General features: G+C 33.3%; 21 protein-coding genes. 6 read left to right on the top strand and 15 right to left on the bottom strand.

The window, feature by feature from the left end; genetic code table 11:
- Positions 1–32: 32 nt before the first annotated feature.
- A complete protein-coding gene (locus tag ACIQZC_RS01295; protein ID WP_396137430.1) occupies positions 33–242 on the bottom strand; it encodes a hypothetical protein in 210 nt (69 codons plus the stop codon).
- Between the two features lie 102 nt (positions 243–344).
- Between ACIQZC_RS01295 and ACIQZC_RS01290 the strand changes: the two genes are divergently transcribed.
- The 5 genes from ACIQZC_RS01290 (at position 345) to ACIQZC_RS01270 (ending at position 5,340) form a co-directional block, all read left to right on the top strand.
- The gene (locus ACIQZC_RS01290) at positions 345–2,207 is read left to right on the top strand and encodes an ABC-F family ATP-binding cassette domain-containing protein (protein WP_396137429.1); all 1,863 of its coding nucleotides are present in this window, start codon (positions 345–347) and stop codon (positions 2,205–2,207) included.
- A 270-nt stretch (positions 2,208–2,477) separates the two neighbouring features.
- Positions 2,478–2,816 (top strand): hypothetical protein, encoded by a 339-nt coding sequence (locus tag ACIQZC_RS01285; protein WP_396137428.1) that lies wholly within the window; start codon positions 2,478–2,480, stop codon positions 2,814–2,816.
- Between the two features lie 88 nt (positions 2,817–2,904).
- Positions 2,905–3,606, top strand: coding sequence for an ABC transporter ATP-binding protein (locus ACIQZC_RS01280; protein ID WP_396137427.1), 702 nt, complete (start codon positions 2,905–2,907; stop codon positions 3,604–3,606).
- A gap of 78 nt (positions 3,607–3,684) precedes the next feature.
- Entirely contained in the window at positions 3,685–5,085 is a 1,401-nt protein-coding gene (locus ACIQZC_RS01275; protein WP_396137426.1) for an MATE family efflux transporter, read from the top strand.
- A gap of 24 nt (positions 5,086–5,109) precedes the next feature.
- Positions 5,110–5,340 (top strand): hypothetical protein, encoded by a 231-nt coding sequence (locus ACIQZC_RS01270; RefSeq protein WP_396137425.1) that lies wholly within the window; start codon positions 5,110–5,112, stop codon positions 5,338–5,340.
- A gap of 24 nt (positions 5,341–5,364) precedes the next feature.
- On the opposite strand, the gene meaB is transcribed toward ACIQZC_RS01270, so the two are convergent.
- Positions 5,365–6,495 (bottom strand): methylmalonyl Co-A mutase-associated GTPase MeaB, encoded by a 1,131-nt coding sequence (meaB, locus tag ACIQZC_RS01265; RefSeq protein WP_396137424.1) that lies wholly within the window; start codon positions 6,493–6,495, stop codon positions 5,365–5,367.
- Between the two features lie 9 nt (positions 6,496–6,504).
- On the opposite strand from meaB, the gene ACIQZC_RS01260 reads away from it, so the two are divergent.
- Positions 6,505–7,911, top strand: a complete 1,407-nt coding sequence (locus ACIQZC_RS01260) for an FAD-binding oxidoreductase (protein WP_396137423.1) — start codon at positions 6,505–6,507, stop codon at positions 7,909–7,911.
- On the opposite strand, the gene ACIQZC_RS01255 is transcribed toward ACIQZC_RS01260, so the two are convergent.
- From ACIQZC_RS01255 to ACIQZC_RS01195, 13 genes are all read right to left on the bottom strand, one after another.
- Positions 7,908–8,321, bottom strand: coding sequence for a hypothetical protein (locus ACIQZC_RS01255; protein WP_396137422.1), 414 nt, complete (start codon positions 8,319–8,321; stop codon positions 7,908–7,910). The genes ACIQZC_RS01260 and ACIQZC_RS01255 overlap by 4 nt on opposite strands.
- A 79-nt stretch (positions 8,322–8,400) precedes the next feature.
- A complete protein-coding gene (gene secA / locus ACIQZC_RS01250) occupies positions 8,401–11,757 on the bottom strand; it encodes a preprotein translocase subunit SecA (RefSeq protein ID WP_396137421.1) in 3,357 nt (1,118 codons plus the stop codon).
- A gap of 84 nt (positions 11,758–11,841) precedes the next feature.
- Positions 11,842–12,063: a DUF2795 domain-containing protein gene (locus ACIQZC_RS01245; protein WP_002986941.1), complete on the bottom strand. Its 222-nt coding sequence runs from the start codon at positions 12,061–12,063 to the stop codon at positions 11,842–11,844.
- A 171-nt stretch (positions 12,064–12,234) separates the two neighbouring features.
- Positions 12,235–12,804, bottom strand: coding sequence for a cob(I)yrinic acid a,c-diamide adenosyltransferase (locus ACIQZC_RS01240; RefSeq protein WP_396137420.1), 570 nt, complete (start codon positions 12,802–12,804; stop codon positions 12,235–12,237).
- A gap of 89 nt (positions 12,805–12,893) precedes the next feature.
- Positions 12,894–14,525, bottom strand: a complete 1,632-nt coding sequence (locus ACIQZC_RS01235; RefSeq protein ID WP_396137419.1) for an ABC-F family ATP-binding cassette domain-containing protein — start codon at positions 14,523–14,525, stop codon at positions 12,894–12,896.
- 162 nt (positions 14,526–14,687) lie between these two features.
- The gene (locus ACIQZC_RS01230; protein WP_396137418.1) at positions 14,688–14,906 is read right to left on the bottom strand and encodes a DUF2007 domain-containing protein; all 219 of its coding nucleotides are present in this window, start codon (positions 14,904–14,906) and stop codon (positions 14,688–14,690) included.
- 11 nt (positions 14,907–14,917) lie between these two features.
- Complete coding sequence (locus ACIQZC_RS01225) at positions 14,918–15,532, bottom strand: DEAD/DEAH box helicase (protein ID WP_396137417.1); 615 nt, start codon at positions 15,530–15,532, stop codon at positions 14,918–14,920.
- 75 nt (positions 15,533–15,607) lie between these two features.
- Positions 15,608–16,771 (bottom strand): sigma-54-dependent transcriptional regulator, encoded by a 1,164-nt coding sequence (locus tag ACIQZC_RS01220; RefSeq protein WP_396137416.1) that lies wholly within the window; start codon positions 16,769–16,771, stop codon positions 15,608–15,610.
- A 48-nt stretch (positions 16,772–16,819) separates the two neighbouring features.
- Positions 16,820–18,127, bottom strand: coding sequence for an ABC transporter permease (locus ACIQZC_RS01215; protein WP_396137415.1), 1,308 nt, complete (start codon positions 18,125–18,127; stop codon positions 16,820–16,822).
- Between the two features lie 2 nt (positions 18,128–18,129).
- Positions 18,130–19,050, bottom strand: coding sequence for an ABC transporter ATP-binding protein (locus tag ACIQZC_RS01210; RefSeq protein ID WP_396137414.1), 921 nt, complete (start codon positions 19,048–19,050; stop codon positions 18,130–18,132).
- Between the two features lie 155 nt (positions 19,051–19,205).
- Positions 19,206–20,324, bottom strand: coding sequence for a molecular chaperone DnaJ (gene dnaJ, locus ACIQZC_RS01205; RefSeq protein ID WP_396137413.1), 1,119 nt, complete (start codon positions 20,322–20,324; stop codon positions 19,206–19,208).
- 52 nt (positions 20,325–20,376) lie between these two features.
- Positions 20,377–20,916: a nucleotide exchange factor GrpE gene (locus ACIQZC_RS01200; RefSeq protein ID WP_396137412.1), complete on the bottom strand. Its 540-nt coding sequence runs from the start codon at positions 20,914–20,916 to the stop codon at positions 20,377–20,379.
- 104 nt (positions 20,917–21,020) lie between these two features.
- Positions 21,021–21,592 (bottom strand): DUF1731 domain-containing protein (locus ACIQZC_RS01195; RefSeq protein ID WP_396137411.1); only part of this gene is annotated, 572 nt, incomplete at its 5' end.

The following is a 21,592-nucleotide window of genomic DNA, read 5'->3' as shown; positions in this document are numbered from 1 at the left end:
CTAATTTTGACCAATGAATCGAATACATTCTTTTATTTGAAATTGTATTTTTTCTTCATTTCAGCCATAACTTGCTCATGAGGCTTAGTTTGGCCCAATTCGATTTGTCTGAGTCCAATTTCAAGCATTTGAACCAAAACAGGATGTAATTCTTCAGAAGTTACTTCATCTTTAGGAGTTACTTCATAAGCCTCTGTCGGCTCTTCTATTCTATTTTTCTTTTTGGAAGTCATAAACTGCATTTTCACAAAGTTATGAAATAATCTATAATCTTTAGTTACAATAACCTATTTTTGCACCTATCAATTTTCAAATTGCCTCATCTACAAATTTTCAAATTAATAATGAATTATTTATCAGTCGAAAATATATCTAAATCTTATGGCGAACGTATTCTATTTAAAGACGTTTCGTTTGGAATTAATAAAGATCAAAAAATAGCTTTTATCGCTAAAAACGGTTCGGGAAAAACCACCATTATGAACATGATTAATGGCTTAGATGAACCCGATACCGGTCAAGTGGTGATTCGAAAAGAGATTAACATGGCCTTTTTGTCGCAAAATAATAATTTGCAAGACGAATTAACCATTGAGGAAAATATTTTTGCTTCAGATAATGAAATTCTGAAAGTAATTGAACGCTATGAAAAAGCGCTAGAAAATCCAAACGAAGAAGAAGCGTATCAAAGAGCTTTTGATGATATGGATCGACACAATGCTTGGGATTTTGAAACGCAATTCAAACAAATTTTGTACAAACTGAAGTTGGAAGACTTGAAAATGAAGGTTAAAAACATGTCGGGTGGACAAAAAAAACGTTTATCATTAGCGATTATCTTAATTAGCAAACCCGATTTATTAATTTTAGACGAACCAACCAATCACTTAGATTTAGAGATGATTGAATGGTTAGAAGATTATTTTGCTAAAGAAAACATTACCTTGTTTATGGTAACGCACGACCGTTTCTTTTTAGAACGTGTTTGTAATGAAATCATTGAATTAGACAACGGAAAAATCTATCAATACAAAGGCAATTATTCCTATTATTTAGAGAAAAAAGAAGAACGTTTAGCTTCTGAAAATTCGAGTATTGATAAAGCGCAAAATTTATTCGTAAAAGAATTGGCTTGGATGCGTCGCCAACCAAAAGCGAGAACCACAAAATCTAAATCGCGCCAAGATGATTTTTACGTGATTAAAGAAAAAGCTGAAAGTAGAAGAAAAGAAAATGTTGTGGAGCTCGAAATCAACATGGAGCGCATGGGAAGCAAGATTATCGAAATGGTAAAATTGAACAAAAACTTTCCTGACCGAACCATTTTAAAAGATTTTAGCTATTCGTTTCAACGGGGCGAACGCATTGGAATTATTGGTAAAAACGGAACTGGAAAATCTACTTTCTTAAATATTTTAACCAAAACTATGCAACCAGATTCTGGGAAAGTAATTATTGGCGATACCATTAAAATTGGGTATTACACACAAAGTGGCATCAACCCAAAACCAGGGCAAAAAGTCATCGATATTATTAAAGAATATGGCGAATATATTCCGTTGACGAAAGGCAAAATTATTTCGGCTTCGCAATTGTTAGAACGCTTTTTATTTGATGCAAAAAAACAATACGATTTTGTAGAAAAATTAAGTGGTGGCGAATTGAAACGTTTGTATTTATGTACCGTTTTAATTCAGAATCCGAATTTCTTAATTTTAGATGAGCCAACAAATGACTTAGATATCGTAACCTTAAATGTATTAGAAAGTTTCTTATTAGATTTTCCCGGTTGTTTGTTAGTGGTGAGTCACGATCGCTATTTTATGGATAAAATTGTGGATCATTTATTTGTTTTTAGAGGCGAAGGCGAAATTGAAGATTTTCCTGGAAATTATTCAGATTTTAGAAGTTATGAAGATTCGGCAGAACCAAAAGTTTTAAATAGCGTAAGTACCGATAAAGGAAGTTGGAAACAAAACAATCATGCAAAAGCGAGTTTAAATTTCAACGAGCAAAAGGAATTTAATAAAATTGAAAAAGACATTAAAGATTTAGAATACAACAAAAAACAAATAGAACAAGAATTTTCGGACGGAAAAGTTTCTGATGATACAATTGAAGCGAAAGCCAATGAATTGCAAAAAATCATTCGGTCTTTAGAAGAAAAAGAAGAGCGTTGGTTTGAGTTGTCTAGTAAAATGGAATAAAGTTTCACAATGTAACACCACGTTTTACACTAAGTTTTTTTCTTATAAATTCTTTGTGTTACTTTGTGCTAAACTTTGAGAAACTTAGTGTTACAACAAATTAAATCATATATAAAATTCCTTTTCCATTCTAAAAACGAACACGGAGTGCATTCGCCGTTTGTGTTTGATTTGGTTACGAAATGTTTTTATGCTTCCAGCTTTCCCTTTGAAAATTCAAAATATCCTTCAACCAACAAACTCATTTTAAAAACAATACACTATTTCAATTTGAAAGAATGTAAGCGTTTTGTTGCCCAACAAGAATTCAATACAATGGTAGATGGTTTAATTGTATCGGGTGATTCTATTAATGATTTTTCTATCGAGAAAACACTACCCTTTTGTAAAAATGAAACCTGTATTTTCATTGAGAACATTCATCAAACCAAAGCAAATGAAAAAATTTGGAACTATTTACATCAGCATGAAACGATTACTTGCAGTATCGAAACCTTTAATTTAGGCTTGTTATTCATCCGAAAAGAGCAAAAAAAAGAACATTTTATCATCAATCCGAATAAAACTATTACTTCTCATTTATTTGAAAGAATTCGAATTAAAATGTAACAAATAACAACTTTATTCTACTTATTAATGGAATCGGAATTTAAAACTTCTAAAATCATCATTCGTTAATCATCATTCGACATTCAAAATGGCAGAATCATTAATCAAAATAACCAATATCAAAAGAGATTTTCCTTTAGGAAACGAAATCGTGTATGTTTTAAAAGGCATCGATTTAGAAATTAAGAAAGGTGAATATGTAGCATTGATGGGACCTTCGGGTTCTGGAAAATCAACATTGATGAACATTTTAGGTTGTTTAGATACACCAACATCTGGAACTTACATTTTGAACGGAAAACACGTGAGCGAAATGCAAGACGATGAATTGGCTGGAATTCGAAATAAAGAAATTGGGTTCGTATTTCAAACGTTTAACTTAATGCCAAGAACAACCGCTTTAGACAATGTGGCTTTACCGATGGTTTATGCTGGATTTTCAAAATCAGAACGCATAGAAAGAGCAACAGAAGTATTAACGCAAGTAGGACTTGATGACCGAATGGATCACAAACCAAATCAATTATCAGGAGGACAGCGCCAACGTGTAGCTGTGGCGAGAGCTCTGGTAAACAGACCCTCTATCATTTTAGCTGATGAACCTACAGGAAATCTAGATAGTAAAACTTCGGTGGAAATCATGAATTTATTTAATGAAATTCACACTAATGGAAATACCGTAATTTTGGTAACGCACGAGGAAGAGATTGCTGCTTATGCCCACAGAATCATCCGTTTACGTGATGGAATTATCGAAAGCGATACACTAAATCCAAATATTAAGAAATAACTATTTTCTTTTAAACTCCGACAGTGTTTTTAATGCTTTCGGAGTTTATTTTTTTACCTTTGCCTCAAAATATCCAAAATGAGTTTTTCTAACTATACCAAAGAGTTTTCTTATAATTTCAAATTAGCTTATCCAATAATTCTAGGAATGTTAGGACATACGCTAATTGGAATTGTTGATAATATAATGGTTGGAAAACTAGGCGCAACAGAATTAGCAGCAGTATCATTAGGAAATAGTTTTATTTTTATTGCAATGTCACTTGGCATAGGTTTTTCAACTGCAATAACGCCCCTAATTGCTGAAGCCGATTCTGAAAAAGACGAAAAAAAAATACGTTCCACTTTTCATCATGGGTTGCTTTTGTGCACTATTTTAGGAGTAGCTCTTTTTATAATAATTGTTTTAGCCAAACCAATTATGTTACTCATGCACCAACCTATTGAGGTGGTAGAAATGGCTTATCCTTATATTGATTGGGTTGCTTTTTCATTAATTCCTGTGATTATTTATCAAGGATATAAACAATTTGCAGATGGCCTATCAAAAACCAAATATTCTATGTACGCCATTTTCATGGCTAATGTTGTGCACATTTTTTTCAATTATGTCTTAATTTACGGGATTTGGATTTTTCCAAAATTAGGCATTTTGGGTGCGGCATTAGGCACCGTGATTTCTAGAATTATGATGGTGGTATTCATGCATTATATTTTAAAATATGACAAAAACATAAAAAAATATTTCAAAGATTTTAGTTTCAAAGAAATTAAAAAATCCGTCTTAAAAAAAATAGTAAACTTAGGAACACCATCGGCAATGCAAATGCTTTTTGAAGTTAGTTTGTTTACCGCTGCAATTTGGATTAGTGGGTCAATAGGAAAAACGAGTCAGGCAGCAAATCAAATTGCCTTAACCTTAGCTACTATAACTTTTATGTTTGCTATGGGACTGAGTGTTACTGCAATGATTAGAATTTCGAATCAAAAAGGATTGAACGATTATATAAAATTAGTAGTTGTTGCAAAATCTATTTTTTTATTAGCCATAATTATTGAGATTGTTTTTGCTCTATTCTTCATAATTTTTCACAATTATCTCCCGCCATTATTTCTTGATTTAGAAAATATAAATCAAGCCTTAGATAATAAAGAAGTGATTAAAATTGCGGCACAATTACTTTTAGTAGCGGCAGTTTTTCAAATATCAGATGGAATACAAGTTGTAGTTTTAGGGGCGCTTCGTGGTTTACAAGATGTAAAAGTGCCAATGTATATTACGTTTGTGGCGTATTGGGTTATTGGTTTTCCAATTTCATTTTATTTGGGTTTGTACACCGAATTAAAAGCAACAGGAATTTGGATTGGATTATTAGCAGGATTAACAGTGGCAGCAATATTTTTGTATATTCGCTTTAATTATTTGACAAAAAAACTGGTTCATAAACAAATAACAGAAGCAGTTCAATTACAAGACTAAAACATAAAAATAAAATATAAAATCATGACTTTACCAAAATTTGTTATCGGAGACAATACTGATTTTTCTGAAGATATTTTTGTAATCCATTTAGAATACCCACGATTTGTAATCAATTTAAAAGACGACGAAGTGGAATTTTTAGAAGATATTGAAGAAGAAGATGAAAAAGAATTAGAATCGGAAATGGAACATTTAATTACCATTGCTGGAGAATTCTACGACAGAGAAATTGAACGTTACGAGCAGGAATAGTGTTCAGATTTAAAGAATAGCTAATTACTCTTTATTAAAATATTGTTTCAACAAATCCATAGCCGCTGCAAATGGTGAAATCTCATTGGTTGAAACGGATTTTTTATTTTCTTCTAATAGTTGACTAACATTCGGATGGTTATAAAAGTGCGATTTCAATTGTTCGTTAATGGTTTCCATCATCCAAAATTGGTTTTGATTTTGACGCTTTTCTTCAAAATAATGATTCGCTTTTACTAATTCTAAATACTCGGAAATAATATCCCAAATTGCATCAATTCCTGTTTGTTCATATGCACTGCAAGTGGTCACTTTAGGAATCCACCCCGAAGATTTAGCTGGAAAAAGATGCAACGCTCTACTAAATTCAGTTTTAGCTAATTTGGCTTTCGCAATATTATCGCCATCGGCTTTATTAATTACGATAGTATCTGCCATTTCCATAATTCCGCGTTTTATACCTTGCAATTCATCGCCAGCTCCTGAAATTTTCAACAATAGAAAGAAATCAACCATACTGTGAACCGCAGTTTCACTTTGACCTACCCCAACGGTTTCAATGATAATCGTATCAAAACCACAAGCTTCACATAAAATAATAGTTTCACGCGTTTTTCTAGCAACTCCGCCTAAGGTATCACCCGAAGCACTTGGTCGGATATAAGCATTTTTATCTTTTACCAATTCTTCCATTCGGGTTTTATCACCCAAAATACTACCATAACTGATAGACGAACTAGGATCTACCGCTAAAACGGCAACTTTTTTGCCAATAGAAGTTAAATAGGTTCCAAAAGCTTCTATAAACGTACTTTTTCCAACACCTGGAACACCAGTTATTCCTATGCGATTAGAATTATTTGCATGAGGCAAACAACCTTTAATTACCTCATTGGCCTTTTCTAAATGTTCAGGATTGGTACTTTCGACCAAAGTAATGGCGCGACTCAAAGCGGTTTTATCACCTTTCAAAATTCCAGCAATCAATTCTTCAGCCAAAGGTTTTTTTCTTCGGGATTGTTGAATTTGATGTGCTACAATCCTACTTAATGTTTCGGGTTGTTCCACACCATGAATTTCTGAAAGTGCCGATTTTTTATTACTTTTACTCAAGAAAAAAAGTTTTATTTTGTAAATGTAGCAAATTTTATCCATTCAAAACTAATGAATTTAAATCCTGAAATACTTTCTGAACTTGAAAAAATTGTTGGTTCATCGTATCTTTTTACCGACGAGGCAACTCGAAAATTATATGGTCATGATGAAACAGAAGATTTGAATTTTCCACCTCATGTTGTTGTAAAACCTTCAAATACAAAGGAAGTAGCCCAAATTTTAAAAATTTCAAACACGTACAAAATTCCTACTGTTCCTATTGGAGCACGTACTGGTTTAAGTGGCGGTGCTTTATCAATTTTTGGTGGTATTGGAATTTCAATGGAACGGTTCAATAAAATTATAGAAATTGATGAGCAAAATTTACAAATTACAACCGAACCAGGAGTGATTACTCAAGTTTTGCGTGAAGCGGTTGCCGAAAAAGGGCTTCTTTATCCAGTAGATCCAAGTAGTATGGGAAGTTGTTGGATTGGTGGCAATATTGCCGAAAATTCGGGTGGTGCAAGAGCTTTGAAATATGGCGTTACCAAAGATTATGTGCTGAATTTAGAAGTGGTTTTACCTACGGGTGATGTCATTTGGACTGGAGCCAATACCTTAAAAAATTCGACTGGTTACAATCTAACGCAATTAATGGTAGGTAGCGAAGGCACATTAGGAATTGTTACTAAAATTGTACTTAAATTAATCCCTCAAAATAAACATAACGTATTATTACTAGTTCCTTTTTATAAAGCAGAACAAGCATGTGAAGCAGTTTCAGCAATCTTTAGAGCAGGAATTGTACCTAGTGCTTTAGAATTCATGGAACGCGATGCAATTGATTGGACATTGAAATTTGTTGACGGGTTAAATGTGTCAGTAAATGATAAAGTTCAAGCGCATTTGTTAATTGAAGTTGATGGTAATTATCCAGAAACTTTAATGCAAGAAGCAGAGCAAATTTTGGCAGTTGTAGAACAATTTGAAATCGATGAAGTGCTATTTGCCGATACCGAAGAACAAAAAAATGCGCTTTGGAAAATGCGCCGTTCTGTGGCGGAAGCTGTAAAAGCAAATTCGATTTACAAAGAAGAAGATACGGTTGTACCAAGATATGAATTGCCTAAATTGTTAAAAGGAATAAAAGAAATCGGTACAAAATATGGATTTCAATCAGTGTGTTATGGCCATGCCGGTGATGGTAATTTGCATGTAAATATAATCAAAGGAACAATGACCGACGATAATTGGAAAACGGAAGTTCCAAAAGGGATTCGTGAAATTTTTGAATTGACAGTTGGTTTAAAAGGAACACTTTCGGGAGAACACGGCATTGGTTTAGTACAAAAAAACTACATGGATATTGCATTTTCAAAAGTACATCTAGAATTAATGGAACGCATTAAAGCTGTTTTCGATCCCAATAACATATTGAATCCTGGGAAAATATTTCCTGATGCTACAAATTAATTACTAGCCAGGAAATCTATTAAATTTTGATCCGCATTTTTAAACGTAGGCGCTTGTTCAATAATATTGGCAATACGCTTTTTGTTTAATTTCATTGTAATGTCAGCTTCAGTTGTAAATAATAATGCCGATAAAAACGGATTGTTGATGTGCGGAATTAATTCGGATTCTAAATCGTCTAATTTGCAGATTTTTACCACTTCTTGCTTCTCAGTCGTGTAAATTTTATACGTCATAGAAAGTTTTAAAACTTTGTCTTCCACAATAGTTTTTACATAAATATTCTGCAATTCGGGTTTTCCAACGGTTTTGGCCAATGTTAGTTTCGCAAAAGTACCAGCTGCGATACTAGCTCTAACTTGATTGAAAAATTCGGTGTAAATGATGTTATTTGTTGGAATTGTTTGCATTTTTGGAAATTTTATCAAATATAAAAAATCCCCAACTACTTTTGGTAATTGAGGATTAGTTTATTTTTAAATGAATCAATTATTCGTTAACCAAAACCCATTCGCCAGAAGCTAACATACTTTCAGCTTTTTTGAATTTCATGGTTTCGGTTTTACCACTCATAACGTGTTTGATAGTTACGGTGTCATTTCGATTAATTTTTGGCGTTTCTCTAGTAATAGTTTCAGTTACGTTAGGTCTTTGACTTGCCATTTCACCAGCTCTTCTTGCTTCATTGGCAGCATCATTACCATCTAAATCTTGTTTAGATTCGGTATAATTTTGTTTTTGGCGCACTTGTTTTGCTTCATGAATGTCCGATGGGTTTTGCGAAGGTAAATTCCCTTTGAATAAGAAAGAAATAACTTCTTTATTTACATCGTCAATCAGTTTTTTGAACAAATTAAAGGCTTCAAATTTATAAATTAATAATGGATCTTTTTGTTCGTGAACCGCTAACTGAACTGATTGTTTCAATTCGTCCATTTTACGTAAGTGCTTTTTCCAAGCTTCATCAACAATTGCTAACGTGATGTTTTTCTCAAAATCAGTCACCAAAGTTTTTCCTTCAGAAGTATATGCTTTTTCTAAATCGGTAACTACATTTAACGATTTGATTCCATCGGTAAACGGAACGATAATTCGTAAATATTGACCGTTATTGTTTTCATAAACATTTTTGATAATTGGTAACGCTTCAGCAGCATTTCTAGCAATTTTATCGTTATAATGTTGTAAAACAGCTTTATATGTTTTACCCGTGATTTCTCGATCAGTTAATTTTCCAAAGTCAGCTTCTGAAATTGGCGAACTAATTGAAAAATAGCGAATTAATTCAAACTCATAGTTTTTAAAATCACCAACTAACTTATTTTGTTCCACGACTAATTCGCAAGTATCATACATCATGTTTGCGATGTCCACTTTTAATCGTTCGCCGTGTAAGGCATGGCGTCTTCTTTTATAAACCACTTCTCTTTGTGCATTCATTACGTCGTCATATTCTAACAAACGTTTACGCACTCCAAAATTGTTTTCTTCGACTTTTTTCTGCGCTCTTTCGATCGATTTTGTCATCATAGAATGTTGAATTACTTCACCTTCTTTCAGACCAATTCTATCCATTACTTTTGCTACTCTTTCCGAGCCAAATAAACGCATTAAGTTATCTTCAAGCGACACGTAGAATTGTGAACTACCCACATCTCCTTGACGACCCGCACGACCTCTTAACTGACGGTCTACACGACGTGAATCGTGACGTTCTGTTCCAATAATTGCTAAACCACCTGCTTTTTTAACTTCGTCAGATAATTTAATATCGGTACCACGACCCGCCATATTAGTTGCAATAGTAACTACTCCTGGTTTTCCAGCTTCAGCAACAATTTCAGCTTCACTTTTGTGCATTTTAGCATTCAATACATTGTGTTGAATACCTCTTATTTTTAACATTCGGCTTAATAATTCTGAAATCTCAACCGAAGTGGTTCCGATAAGCACTGGACGACCTTCTTTTGAAAGCTCAACAACATCTTCAATCACGGCATTGAATTTTTCACGAACCGTTCTATAAATCAAATCTTCTTTGTCTTTACGTGCCATCGGTCTATTTGTAGGAATTTCCACAACATCTAATTTGTAGATTTCCCAAAATTCACCTGCTTCAGTAACAGCAGTTCCAGTCATACCGCCTAATTTGCTGTACATACGGAAATAATTCTGTAAAGTAATCGTTGCAAAAGTTTGGGTTGCCGCTTCAATTTTTACATTTTCTTTAGCTTCAATAGCTTGATGTAAACCGTCTGAATATCGACGTCCGTCCATAATACGACCTGTTTGCTCATCAACAATCATAACTTTATTTTCCATGATCACATATTCGGTGTCTTTTTCAAATAAAGTGTAGGCTTTAAGCAATTGTGTCAAAGTATGAATACGTTCTGATTTTATTGAAAAGTCTTTAAATAATTCCTCTTTTCTTTCTGCTTCTGCTTCTGTAGAAAGGTTTTCTTTTTCAATTTGAGCAATTTCAGTGCCAATATCGGGTAAAACAAAAAACTGTGCATCGGTATCCTGAGATAGATATTGAATTCCGTTGTCTGTTAATTCAACCTGATTGTTTTTTTCTTCGATAACAAAATATAACGCCTCATCAATTTTTGGCATTTCTCTATTGTTATCTTGCATGTATTGATTTTCTGTTTTTTGAAGTAATTGTTTTACTCCATCTTCTGATAAAAATTTAATCAAGGCTTTACTTTTTGGCAAAGCTCTGTATGAACGAAGCAAATTAAAACCAGCTTCTTTACTATTTCCTTCTTTAAACAAGCGTTTTGCTTCTGTTAAACAATCGGTTGCTAATTTGCGTTGTAATGCAACTAAATTATCAACTTTTGGTTTTAATTCATTGAATTCATGACGATCACCTTGTGGAACAGGACCAGAAATAATCAAAGGTGTTCTAGCATCATCTACTAAAACCGAATCGACCTCATCCACAATAGCAAAATTGTGTTTTCTCTGCACTAAATCTTCGGGTGCATGTGCCATATTATCACGCAAATAATCAAAACCAAATTCGTTATTTGTTCCGTAGGTAATATCCGCCTCATAGGCTTTTCTTCTTTCAGGAGAGTTGGGCTGATGATTATCAATACAATCAACGGTCATTCCGTGAAATTCAAAAAGCGGCGCCTTCCAGGTGCTATCACGTTTAGCTAAGTAATCATTAACGGTTACTAAATGGACTCCATTTCCTGTTAAAGCATTCAAATACAAAGGAAGTGTAGCAACTAATGTTTTTCCTTCACCGGTTTGCATTTCGGCGATTTTTCCTTGATGCAATACAACTCCTCCTATTAACTGAACATCGTAGTGAATCATGTCCCAAGTGATTGCTTTTCCTGCAGCATTCCATGAGTTTGCCCAAGTTGCATTATCTCCTTCAATTTTTATGTATGATTTAGAAGCTGATAATTCACGATCTTTTGGTGAAGCTGTAACCGATATTGAAGTGTTTTCTTTAAAACGACGAGCAGTTTCTTTTACAACTGCAAAGGCTTCAGGAAGAATTTCGTTTAATACTTTCTCTGAAATTTCGTATGCTTCTTTTTCGACTGTATCGATTTCAGCATAAATATCTTCCCGAGCATCAATATCTTGTGTTTGTTCGGCATCTTGTTTCAAAGAAGCAATTTTTGCATCTTTTTCAGCACGGGCTTGTTGTATTTTTAATTTGAATTGGGCAGTTTTAGCACGCAAATCGTCATGAGATAATACTTGTAAAGCACTTTCAAAAGATTTTACTTTGGTAACTAATGGTTGAATAGCTTTTACATCTTTCTCTGATTTATCTCCTACGAAAGCTTTCAATATTGAATTTATGATACTCATAATTATTATTTTCTAATGGTTTGCAAATATAACCAAAAAAAAAGCCTCAGTGAAGAGACTTTTTCTGTTGTGTTTATTTCTTTTTTAATATTCGTCCTCATTCCAAAGATAATCTTCGTCAGTAGGATAATCTGGCCAAATCTCTTCCATTGATTCATAGATTTCTCCTTCGTCTTCTATAGACTGTAAGTTTTCCACTACTTCTAGCGGTGCTCCAGTTCTAATAGCGTAGTCGATAAGTTCATCTTTGGTTGCTGGCCAAGGTGCATCACTTAAGTAGGATGCTAATTCTAATGTCCAATACATCTTTTTATCGATTTAAGTTTATGCAAAAATAAATTTATTACTTAAAAAGTCAAGTTTTTTTTTACTTTTTTTTAAAATATTTAAGAACGTGTATTCTGAATGCTGATTTTAGACTATTTATTTATGATTTTAGGCCTTTAATAAAAGACTTTTGAATTCAAAAATCATGAATTATTTTCTTGGAATCCATTTTACTTCGTCAGCGTTTAAGTCAAAAGACAACTTTCGTGCCAAGACAAAAAGATAGTCAGAAAGTCGGTTTAAATAAGTAATTACCATTTCATCTGTTGGCTCAATGTCATTTAAATGAACCGCTAAACGTTCTGCTCTTCTACAAACACAGCGTGCAATATGACAATATGACACTATTGTATGTCCGCCAGGTAACACAAAATGAGTCATGGGTGGTAATGCCTCTTCCATTTGGTCAATTTCTTTTTCAAGATATTCTACATCTGAAGGAATAATTCCTAAATTTTGAAGTCGAGATTGTCCGTTTTTTAATTTTTCTTTTTCGGGAGGAGTTGCTAAAACAGCGCCTACAGTAAATAATCGGTCTTGAACTTCTATCAAAACTTCTTTATACGAAAGATTAATATCTTGATCCCGAATTAAGCCAATATGCGAATTTAATTCATCTACCGTGCCGTAACTTTCAATTCTGATGTGGTGTTTAGACACACGTGTTCCGCCAAATAGAGCTGTTGTTCCTGAATCACCTGTTTTTGTATATATTTTCATGCTAGTTATTTTGATTAATAAAAAACAACATAAAATAGCAATATAAATTTAATCAAGCTAAATTATGTCTTAGTAAAAATAGGAAAAATTTATTTCTCAATCTCTTTCAAAGAATCCATTTTTTTGTGTGCTAAGAATCCTTTAATGTCTTCAAAATGTTCTTTAACACGTTTGTGTCCAAATTCAAATACTTTTTCAGCCAAACCATCCAAGAAATCACGGTCATGAGAAACTAAAATTAATGTTCCGTCAAAATCGCGCAAAGCATCTTTGATGATGTCTTTAGTTTTCATATCCAAGTGATTTGTTGGCTCATCCAAAATCAAAACATTTACAGGTTCTAACAACAATTTAATCATGGCTAAACGCGTTTTTTCTCCACCCGAAAGCACTTTTACTTTCTTTTGAATATCATCGCCTTTGAACATGAAAGCTCCTAATAAATCTTTGATTTTTGTTCGCACATCACCCACTGCAATTTGGTCAATCGTTTCAAAAATAGTCAAATCTCCATCCAATAACGATGCTTGATTTTGGGCAAAATAGCCAATTTGAACATTGTGACCCACTTCTAATTTACCATCAAAATCAATTTCGCCCATAATGGCTTTGATCATGGTTGATTTTCCTTCCCCGTTTTTACCAACTAAAGCTACTTTTTGACCTCTCTCGATTACCATATTGGCATCTTTAAAAACCACATGATTGCCATACGATTTTAACAAACCTTCAACCACCACAGGATATTGTCCAGAACGAGGCGAAGGTGGGAATTTTAATTTTAAAGCCGAAGTATCTACTTCATCCACTTCGATGGGAACAATTTTTTCCAACATTTTTACACGCGATTGCACCGATTCTGTTTTGGAAAAAGTTCCTCTAAAACGATCTATAAACGCTTGATTTTCTGCAATGAATTTCTGTTGCTCGTCGTATGCTTTTTGTTGGTAAATTCTTCTGTCTTTTCGTAATTCTAAATATTCAGAATATACCGCTTTGTAATCATAAATGCGTCCCATTGTAACTTCAATAGTTCGATTGGTAATATTATCCACAAAGGTTTTATCGTGGGAAATTACCATTACGGCTTTTGCTTGATTAATCAAGAAATCCTCTAACCACTGAATACTTTCGATGTCCATATGATTGGTAGGCTCATCTAAAAGAATTAAATCGGGTTTTTTTAATAGGATTTTTGCTAATTCAATGCGCATTCTCCAACCTCCAGAAAATTCAGATGTTTGTCTGTTAAAATCTTCACGTTCAAAACCTAAACCTTTTAATACTTTTTCAACTTCCGCTTCGTAATTTACTTCTTCAATCGAATAGAATTTTTCTGATAATTCTGAAACACGCTCAATCAATTTCATGTATTCATCACTTTCATAATCAGTACGAATCGTTAATTGATCATTGATTTCGTCGATTTCCTTCTTCATATTCAAGACATCAGCAAACGCTTTTGATGTTTCTTCCATAACGGTACAAACATCAGAAGTTAATAAATGCTGAGGCAAATAGGCAATTACAGCTTCACTTGGCGCCGAAATTACCCCTCGAGTAGGTTTGGTTTCTCCAGCAACAATTTTTAAAAGCGTAGATTTTCCGGCGCCATTTTTACCCATAAGGGCAATTTTATCGTTTTCATTGATGGCAAAAGTTACTTCACTAAAAAGCGTGGTTCCGCCAAATTCTACTGCTATGTCGTTTACTGTAATCATTTTTAAAAGTAAAAAGTTAAAAGTAAAAAGTTAAAAGTCTTTTTACTGAAATTTTTGAAAGGTGCAAAGATAGATTAATTAGTGAATTAGGCAATTAGAATATTTTAAAGCAATAAAAAAGCTCCTGCAAAACAGAAGCTTAAAGTTATTTATGTAAACAACTTACAAACTCATTCTAAATTCTTCTAAAACAGGACTGATTTTTCCGTAATAACGTTCATCTACAAATAATTCCACAGCCAAATCTGTATTTCCAAAACCAGCTAATCGAGCCGATTGCAAATTGTCTTTCTTCATTACATCAACACCAACGGCTTCAATTTTTTGTTTTAATGTTTCGGCAAGAATTTCACTTCCCGAAAAAATTTTCATTATTCCCATAATTATTTTTTTTAATCTTCCATTTCAAAGAAAAGTGGTTCTATCATTACTCTATCGGCTAAAATTTCAACACGTTCGGTTATTTGGGAACAAAAAAACAAACGTTGGGTTTTTTCGGCACTCATAGAAAGGCGTTGAATAATTGAATCTTCGCGCTTACGCAACATTTCTTCAATGTCATCAACTACAAACATTTTGATTGTGTTCATATTAAATCCTGCCGAGGAAAACATTTCGTTAATACGAATAGGAGTTCCAATCAAGACGTCCATACCTAATGAAATTTGGTTCTTATCATAATCCATATCCCCTTTTTCATGCACACCAAAAACACGCAAATTAGTGTAATGATTCATTTTCTTAAATGTTTCCAAAGCTTCCAATACTTTTTCCTTGTCTTGAACCAAAACTAAAGCACGCGTACTTTCGCCCACAGGTTTTTCCATTCGCTGAATGACATTCATCAAAATGGTCGTTGTTTTTCCACTTTTTTTAGGCGATTGAATAACCGCATCTACACCACTTTTTATAGTAGAAAAAGTTTCTTGTTGCATTTCATTTGCCTCGATTAAATTATTTTCAATCAATGCATTTTGAAGGCTTGTATGTATTTTTTTTAATTGCATTTTTTACAGCTGTAAGCCATAAGCTGAAAGCTATAAGCAACTTAATGCCTATTGCCTAATGCTTAAAGCATTATTTTATTTACTTGCGAATAATTTTACGTCTTGTTCTGAAATTTCGGAATTACCTAAAATAATCAAGCGTTCCACTACATTGCGTAATTCTCGAATATTTCCAGTCCAATCGTATTCTTGTAATAATTTGATGGCCGATTTCGAGAAGTTTTTTATTGCATTTCCTTGTTCCAAAGCAATTTTTGAGGCAAAATGTTCAATTAATGCAGGTATATCTTCCCTTCGATCATTTAAAGCAGGAACTTTGATTAATATTACCGCTAATCGATGATACAAATCTTCACGAAATCTTCCTTCTTCGATTTCTTTTTTTAAATCTTTATTGGTTGCCGCAACCACACGAACGTTAACTTTAATGTCCTTGTCTGCTCCTACTCTTTGAATTAAATTTTCTTGTAAAGCTCGTAAAACTTTGGCTTGCGCCGACAAACTCATATCGCCAATTTCATCCAAGAAAATGGTTCCGCCATCTGCTGCTTCAAATTTTCCTGCTCTGTCTTTAACCGCCGAAGTAAAAGCGCCTTTTACATGACCGAATAATTCACTTTCTATTAATTCAGAAGGAATTGCCGCACAATTTACTTCGATAATTGGTGCCGATGAACGCTCACTTTTTTCATGTAATTGATGAGCTACCAACTCTTTTCCTGTTCCATTTGGTCCAGTAATTAAAACCCGAGCATCTGTAGGAGCTACTTTATCAATCATTGTTTTGATATGATTAATCGCTTCACTATCACCTATCATTTCGTAGTTTTTAGAAACTTTCTTTTTCAAGATTTTGTTTTCTACTACTAATTGTTTTTTATCTAACGCATTTCGAACCGTATTTAATAATCGATTCAAATCGGGTGGTTTTGAAATGTAATCAAAAGCTCCTAAACGCATCGTTTGTATAGCGGTTTCTAGATCACCATGTCCAGAAATCATAACCATCGGAATTTCAGGTTTGATTTTTTTAACCGCTTCTAATACCTCAACACCGTCCATTTTTGGCATTTTAATATCGCAAAGAATCAAATCATACTCTTCATTTTTAACTTTTTCTAAGCCTTGTAAACCATCTTCTGCTTCTTCAACTTTATACGAATCATTTTCTTCGGAAAGTATTTTTGTCAATACTCTTCGAATAGCTGCTTCGTCTTCTATGATAAGTATTTTACTCATTTTTGAAGGTTATTGGTATTGGGTTAAAGGTTTATTTCTAAACTCTTTTTAATATTTCAACCATTTATATAATTCTTTCCAAGTTGGTTTTTTGCCGTACATTAAAATACCAACTCGGTATATTTTTGCCGCAAACCAGACTACAAAGATAAACGTTCCAAACAATAAAACGATAGAAAGTACTAATTGCCACCAAGGCACCCCAAACGGAATACGCATCAACATGACAATGGGTGAAGTAAACGGAATGATTGAAAACACAGTTGCAACGGTGCCATGCGGATCATTGATTACAGTAAAGAAACCTATGTAAACCCCTAAAATTAAGGGCATTATAATAGGTAATAAAAATTGTTGCGAATCGGTTTCTGAATCCACTGCAGCGCCAATAGCAGCGTATAATGAACTGTATAAAAAATAACCTCCAATAAAATAGATAATAAACGCTATAATTAAGGTGGTTAATGGAAGATTTGATATCTCATTAATATACATTTGTAACTTAGCCATTTTATCAACGTTAGCTGCTGCATCCATCATTTCGGGAGAAACTGTTGAAGAAGCTCCCATCTGTAATCCTAAAAACGTTGAGGCAATAAAAAACAATAAAGTTCCTACTATTGCCCAAATGAGGAATTGTAAAATACCCGCTAAAGAGTTTCCAATAATTTTACCCATCATTAATTGATAAGGTTTTACAGAGGAAATGATAATTTCAATAATTCTTGATGTTTTTTCTTCAATAACACTACGCATTACAAAATTGCCATAAATTACGATAAACATCATGATTAAATATCCAAATAAGCCTCCAATAACTACTTTGATTTCGTTCAATCCTTTCAAGCTTTCTTCTCCAGAAAATTTTGAAAGTTTTAAGGAAGAATCTCCTTTAGCTTTATCAATTTTTTCTGCATCAAAACCCAATACTTTTAAATTTTCTTGTGTGATAACCGAATCTATGACTTCCTCAACATCGGAAATAAAATCCAAACTTGGACTATCTTCCGAGATGTATTCTACTTTTTCTTTTAAATCTTGAACTGCTGCTACTTTTGGAACAAAAATAAGTCCCTCATAGCTATTACTAGAAGTATCTTTGGCAGTTTTAAAAGGCATAGCCGATAAATCGGTATAGTGCGTTAATTTGTCGTTCTTAAACTCTTTTTTTAGCAATCCGGCTTCATCATGAATAGCAATTTGAGTTACCGAATCTTTATTCATGGTTGATAAATATCCAACAAGCACAGCCATTCCTACGAATAAGAGCGGACTTAAAAAGGTCATTACGATAAATGATTTATTGCGCACTTTTGCAATAAATTCTCTCTTTATAATTAAGGATATGATGCTCATAATTATTTACTTACAGTTTGAATGAATATATCGTTAACACTCGGTATTTTTTCCACAAAATGGGTAACTTGTCCAAAGTTTGTTAATATAGAAAGCAGCTCATTTGAAGTATGTTCGCCTAAAGCTACTTCTAATTTTAAATCATCATTTAATGATTTGAAATTAGTTTGACTTAATGTAAATTTTTGAGTCAATTGAACCATTAACCCTTCAACATCATTTGTTAAAATTCCAACTTGAAAGGTATTTGAACGGAATTGTCGTTTTACATCTTCTAACTTGCCTTCGATTAATTTATTTGACTTATGAATCAACGCAATATAATCGCACATTTCTTCTACCGACTCCATACGGTGCGTTGAAAAAATGATTGAAGTACCTTTTTTGTTTAATTCGATAATTTCGTCTTTAATTAAATTCGCATTCACCGGGTCAAAACCAGAAAAAGGTTCGTCTAAAATCAATAATTTTGGTTGATGCAAAACAGTAACAATAAACTGAATTTTTTGAGCCATTCCCTTAGAAAGTTCTTGAATTTTTTTATCCCACCAACTTTCAATTTCAAATTTTTCGAACCAATATTTAAGTTGTTTTTTTGCTTCAGAAAGTGGCATTCCTTTTAATTGAGCCAAATACAAACATTGCTCACCTACTTTCATGGTTTTATACAACCCTCGCTCTTCGGGCATATAACCAATGTATTGAACATGTTCTGGTTTTAAAAGTTCACCATCTAAAAGTACCGTGCCGCTGTCGGGCATTGTTATTTGATTAATGATTCGAATTAATGAAGTTTTTCCAGCACCATTTGGTCCTAAAAGTCCATAAATACTGCCCGTAGGAACTTGCAATGAAACTTTATTTAAAGCGATATAATCGCCATACTGTTTGACTACATTTTGTATTTCGAGAATATTGCCCATAGAATAGTAATTTTTATTATTTAATTAGTAGATATATCTTATACATTGTTACAAAAAACCCACCCTTTATTACTAGAGGATGGGAAAATTGTTATGAAAAATAAAAAACTCATTATCTAAGAAATTGATTTTCAAATTTTTATATTTTTTCTCCATTATGAGAACATGTCTTTCACTTTTTCAAAAAATGATTTATCTGATTTTTCAGGTTTTGGAATAAAATTTTCATCGGTAAGCATTCTTTCAAAAAATTGCTTTTGTTCGCTATTTAATTTTTTGGGTGTCCAAACATTCACATGAACTAATAAATCTCCGTTTCCGTATGAATTTAAACTCGGAATTCCTTTACCTTTCAAACGTAAAATTTTACCTGATTGAATTCCTTCTTCCAATTTGATGCGCACTTTACCCGAAACGGTATCAATTTCTTTAGAAACTCCTAATGCTGCTTCCGCTACACTAATATATAAATCATAATGCAGATTTTCACCTTCGCGTTTTAAAAATTCGTGTTCTATTTCTTCAATAGCTACGATTAAATCTCCAGGAATACTGTTGCTTCCCGGTGCTTCGTTTCCTTTATTTGCAACTTTTAATTGCATTCCGTCCACAACACCGGCAGGAATTTTGATTGAAACTGTATCGTCTTCAAGTAACATTCCTTGCGCATCTGCTCCAGCAGGTTTTTGATCTAATATTTGACCTGAACCGCTACAAATATGACAGGTGGTTGCAGTTTGCATTCTACCTAAAATGGTATTCGCAATTTTCATTATTTGACCCGATCCGTTACAAGTAGGACACGTTCTATAAGTTACTCCTTTTGCTTGAACTTTACGTTTTACCTTTACTTTCTTTTCAACTCCATTTGCAATTTCTTCCAAAGATAATTTTACTTTGATACGAAGATTACTTCCTTTCACTCTGCGTTGTCCGCCGCCACCGCCAAAGCCTGAAAATCCGCCACCGCCAAATGCACCGCCAAAAATATCACCAAATTGACTGAAAATATCATCCATATTCATGTGACTACCACCGCCAAAACCACCACCATCAAAAGCTTGATGACCATATTGATCATATTTTGCCTTTTTATTAGGATCGCTCAATACTTCATATGCCTCAGCAGCCTCTTTAAATTTTTCTTCAGCTTCCTTGTTTCCAGGGTTTTTATCGGGATGAAATTCTATTGCCTTTTTTCGATAGGCTTTCTTTATTTCTTCAGCAGAAGCATTCTTTGAAATGCCTAATATTTCGTAAAATTCTTTTTTCATTTTAAAATTTAAAAATAATTAAAACGCAAACCATCGCGTTGGAACAGTAAAATTATTGACCAATTACAACTTTTGGAAAACGAATGATTTTGTCTCCCAATTTATATCCTTTTTCAATTACGTCAACAATTTTTCCTTTTAATTTATCATTTGGAGCAGGTATTTGTGTAATTGCCTCAGCAAAATCTGCATTAAAAACATCGCCTGCTTTCACTTCAACTTCTTCTAATCCTTTGGAAACTAGAGTAGTTCTAAGTTTGTCATGAATCAATTGAACACCTGTAACCAAAGCCTCATCATCCGATTTTGAAACCTGTGCCCAAGCTCTGTCAAAATCATCTAAGACGGGAAGCATCGCTTGTAAAACTTCTTGATTTGCAGTTTTAAATAAATCGATACGCTCTTTTGAAGTTCGTCTTTTATAATTTTCAAATTCGGCAAAAAGTCGCAAAAACTTATCCTTCTCATTGGTTAAATCTTCTTGTAATTGTTCCTCTAACGATAATTCTGGCGTTGGAATTTCTTGATTTTCTGAAACATTTTCTTCAGTATTGTGATCCTTTTCGATGTTTTCAGTATTCTCTTGACTCATATTTTTGAAAATTTTTTTAAACATTTTACTTTAATAAATGGAAATGCAAATGTATTGCCAAATGTTTAAAAATGTCAAATTGTCAGTGAAAAATATTGAATACTCTACTTTAATAAGTCAATTAAGGCTTTATCAAGAGATGCAAATTTAAACTGAAAATTTTCATCCAGTAGTTTTCTACAACTTACTTGTTGACTTGAAAATAGAATTTGATGCATTTCGCCAAGGATTAATTTCATCATAAACTGAGGAATATTGGGAAGAAATAAAGGTTTTTCTGATGTTTTTGCAATGGCTCTTGTTAGTTCTAAATTGCTAACCGGATAAGGCGAAACACCATTATAAATTCCGGGTGACTTATGTTCAATCACATGATAAAAAATAGCGGCTAAATCATGAATATGAATCCAGGATTGGTATTGATTTCCTGAACCAAAAGCTGCACCCAAACCATACTTAATAGGTTTCGCCATTTCTTGAAGTGCTCCCCCGTTTTTTGCCAAAACAATTCCAATTCGTATTTTAGAAACTACTACATCTAATTTTTCGAACTGATTTACTTCGTTTTCCCATTGCTTAACTACATTTCCAAGAAAAGAAACATCAATGTCTGTATCAGTTTCATGATAAATAGTTGTATAACTGCTTGGATAAATACCAATGGCAGATGCCGAAA

Source organism: Flavobacterium sp. (assembly GCF_044338735.1).
GTDB lineage: Bacteria > Bacteroidota > Bacteroidia > Flavobacteriales > Flavobacteriaceae > Flavobacterium.
This window is presented reverse-complemented; position numbering and strand designations above follow the sequence as displayed.

What these genes read in the sequence shown, in the direction of transcription:
- ACIQZC_RS01295 (WP_396137430.1), bottom strand. Translation starts at nt 242, where the DNA reads ATGCAGTTTATGACTTCCAAAAAGAAAAATAGAATAGAAGAGCCGACA.
- ACIQZC_RS01290 (WP_396137429.1), top strand. Translation starts at nt 345, where the DNA reads ATGAATTATTTATCAGTCGAAAATATATCTAAATCTTATGGCGAACGT.
- ACIQZC_RS01280 (WP_396137427.1), top strand. Translation starts at nt 2,905, where the DNA reads ATGGCAGAATCATTAATCAAAATAACCAATATCAAAAGAGATTTTCCT.
- ACIQZC_RS01275 (WP_396137426.1), top strand. Translation starts at nt 3,685, where the DNA reads ATGAGTTTTTCTAACTATACCAAAGAGTTTTCTTATAATTTCAAATTA.
- ACIQZC_RS01270 (WP_396137425.1), top strand. Translation starts at nt 5,110, where the DNA reads ATGACTTTACCAAAATTTGTTATCGGAGACAATACTGATTTTTCTGAA.
- meaB (WP_396137424.1), bottom strand. Translation starts at nt 6,495, where the DNA reads ATGGATAAAATTTGCTACATTTACAAAATAAAACTTTTTTTCTTGAGT.
- ACIQZC_RS01260 (WP_396137423.1), top strand. Translation starts at nt 6,505, where the DNA reads ATGAATTTAAATCCTGAAATACTTTCTGAACTTGAAAAAATTGTTGGT.
- ACIQZC_RS01255 (WP_396137422.1), bottom strand. Translation starts at nt 8,321, where the DNA reads ATGCAAACAATTCCAACAAATAACATCATTTACACCGAATTTTTCAAT.
- secA (WP_396137421.1), bottom strand. Translation starts at nt 11,757, where the DNA reads ATGAGTATCATAAATTCAATATTGAAAGCTTTCGTAGGAGATAAATCA.
- ACIQZC_RS01245 (WP_002986941.1), bottom strand. Translation starts at nt 12,063, where the DNA reads ATGTATTGGACATTAGAATTAGCATCCTACTTAAGTGATGCACCTTGG.
- ACIQZC_RS01240 (WP_396137420.1), bottom strand. Translation starts at nt 12,804, where the DNA reads ATGAAAATATATACAAAAACAGGTGATTCAGGAACAACAGCTCTATTT.
- ACIQZC_RS01235 (WP_396137419.1), bottom strand. Translation starts at nt 14,525, where the DNA reads ATGATTACAGTAAACGACATAGCAGTAGAATTTGGCGGAACCACGCTT.
- ACIQZC_RS01230 (WP_396137418.1), bottom strand. Translation starts at nt 14,906, where the DNA reads ATGGGAATAATGAAAATTTTTTCGGGAAGTGAAATTCTTGCCGAAACA.
- ACIQZC_RS01225 (WP_396137417.1), bottom strand. Translation starts at nt 15,532, where the DNA reads ATGCAATTAAAAAAAATACATACAAGCCTTCAAAATGCATTGATTGAA.
- ACIQZC_RS01220 (WP_396137416.1), bottom strand. Translation starts at nt 16,771, where the DNA reads ATGAGTAAAATACTTATCATAGAAGACGAAGCAGCTATTCGAAGAGTA.
- ACIQZC_RS01215 (WP_396137415.1), bottom strand. Translation starts at nt 18,127, where the DNA reads ATGAGCATCATATCCTTAATTATAAAGAGAGAATTTATTGCAAAAGTG.
- ACIQZC_RS01210 (WP_396137414.1), bottom strand. Translation starts at nt 19,050, where the DNA reads ATGGGCAATATTCTCGAAATACAAAATGTAGTCAAACAGTATGGCGAT.
- dnaJ (WP_396137413.1), bottom strand. Translation starts at nt 20,324, where the DNA reads ATGAAAAAAGAATTTTACGAAATATTAGGCATTTCAAAGAATGCTTCT.
- ACIQZC_RS01200 (WP_396137412.1), bottom strand. Translation starts at nt 20,916, where the DNA reads ATGAGTCAAGAGAATACTGAAAACATCGAAAAGGATCACAATACTGAA.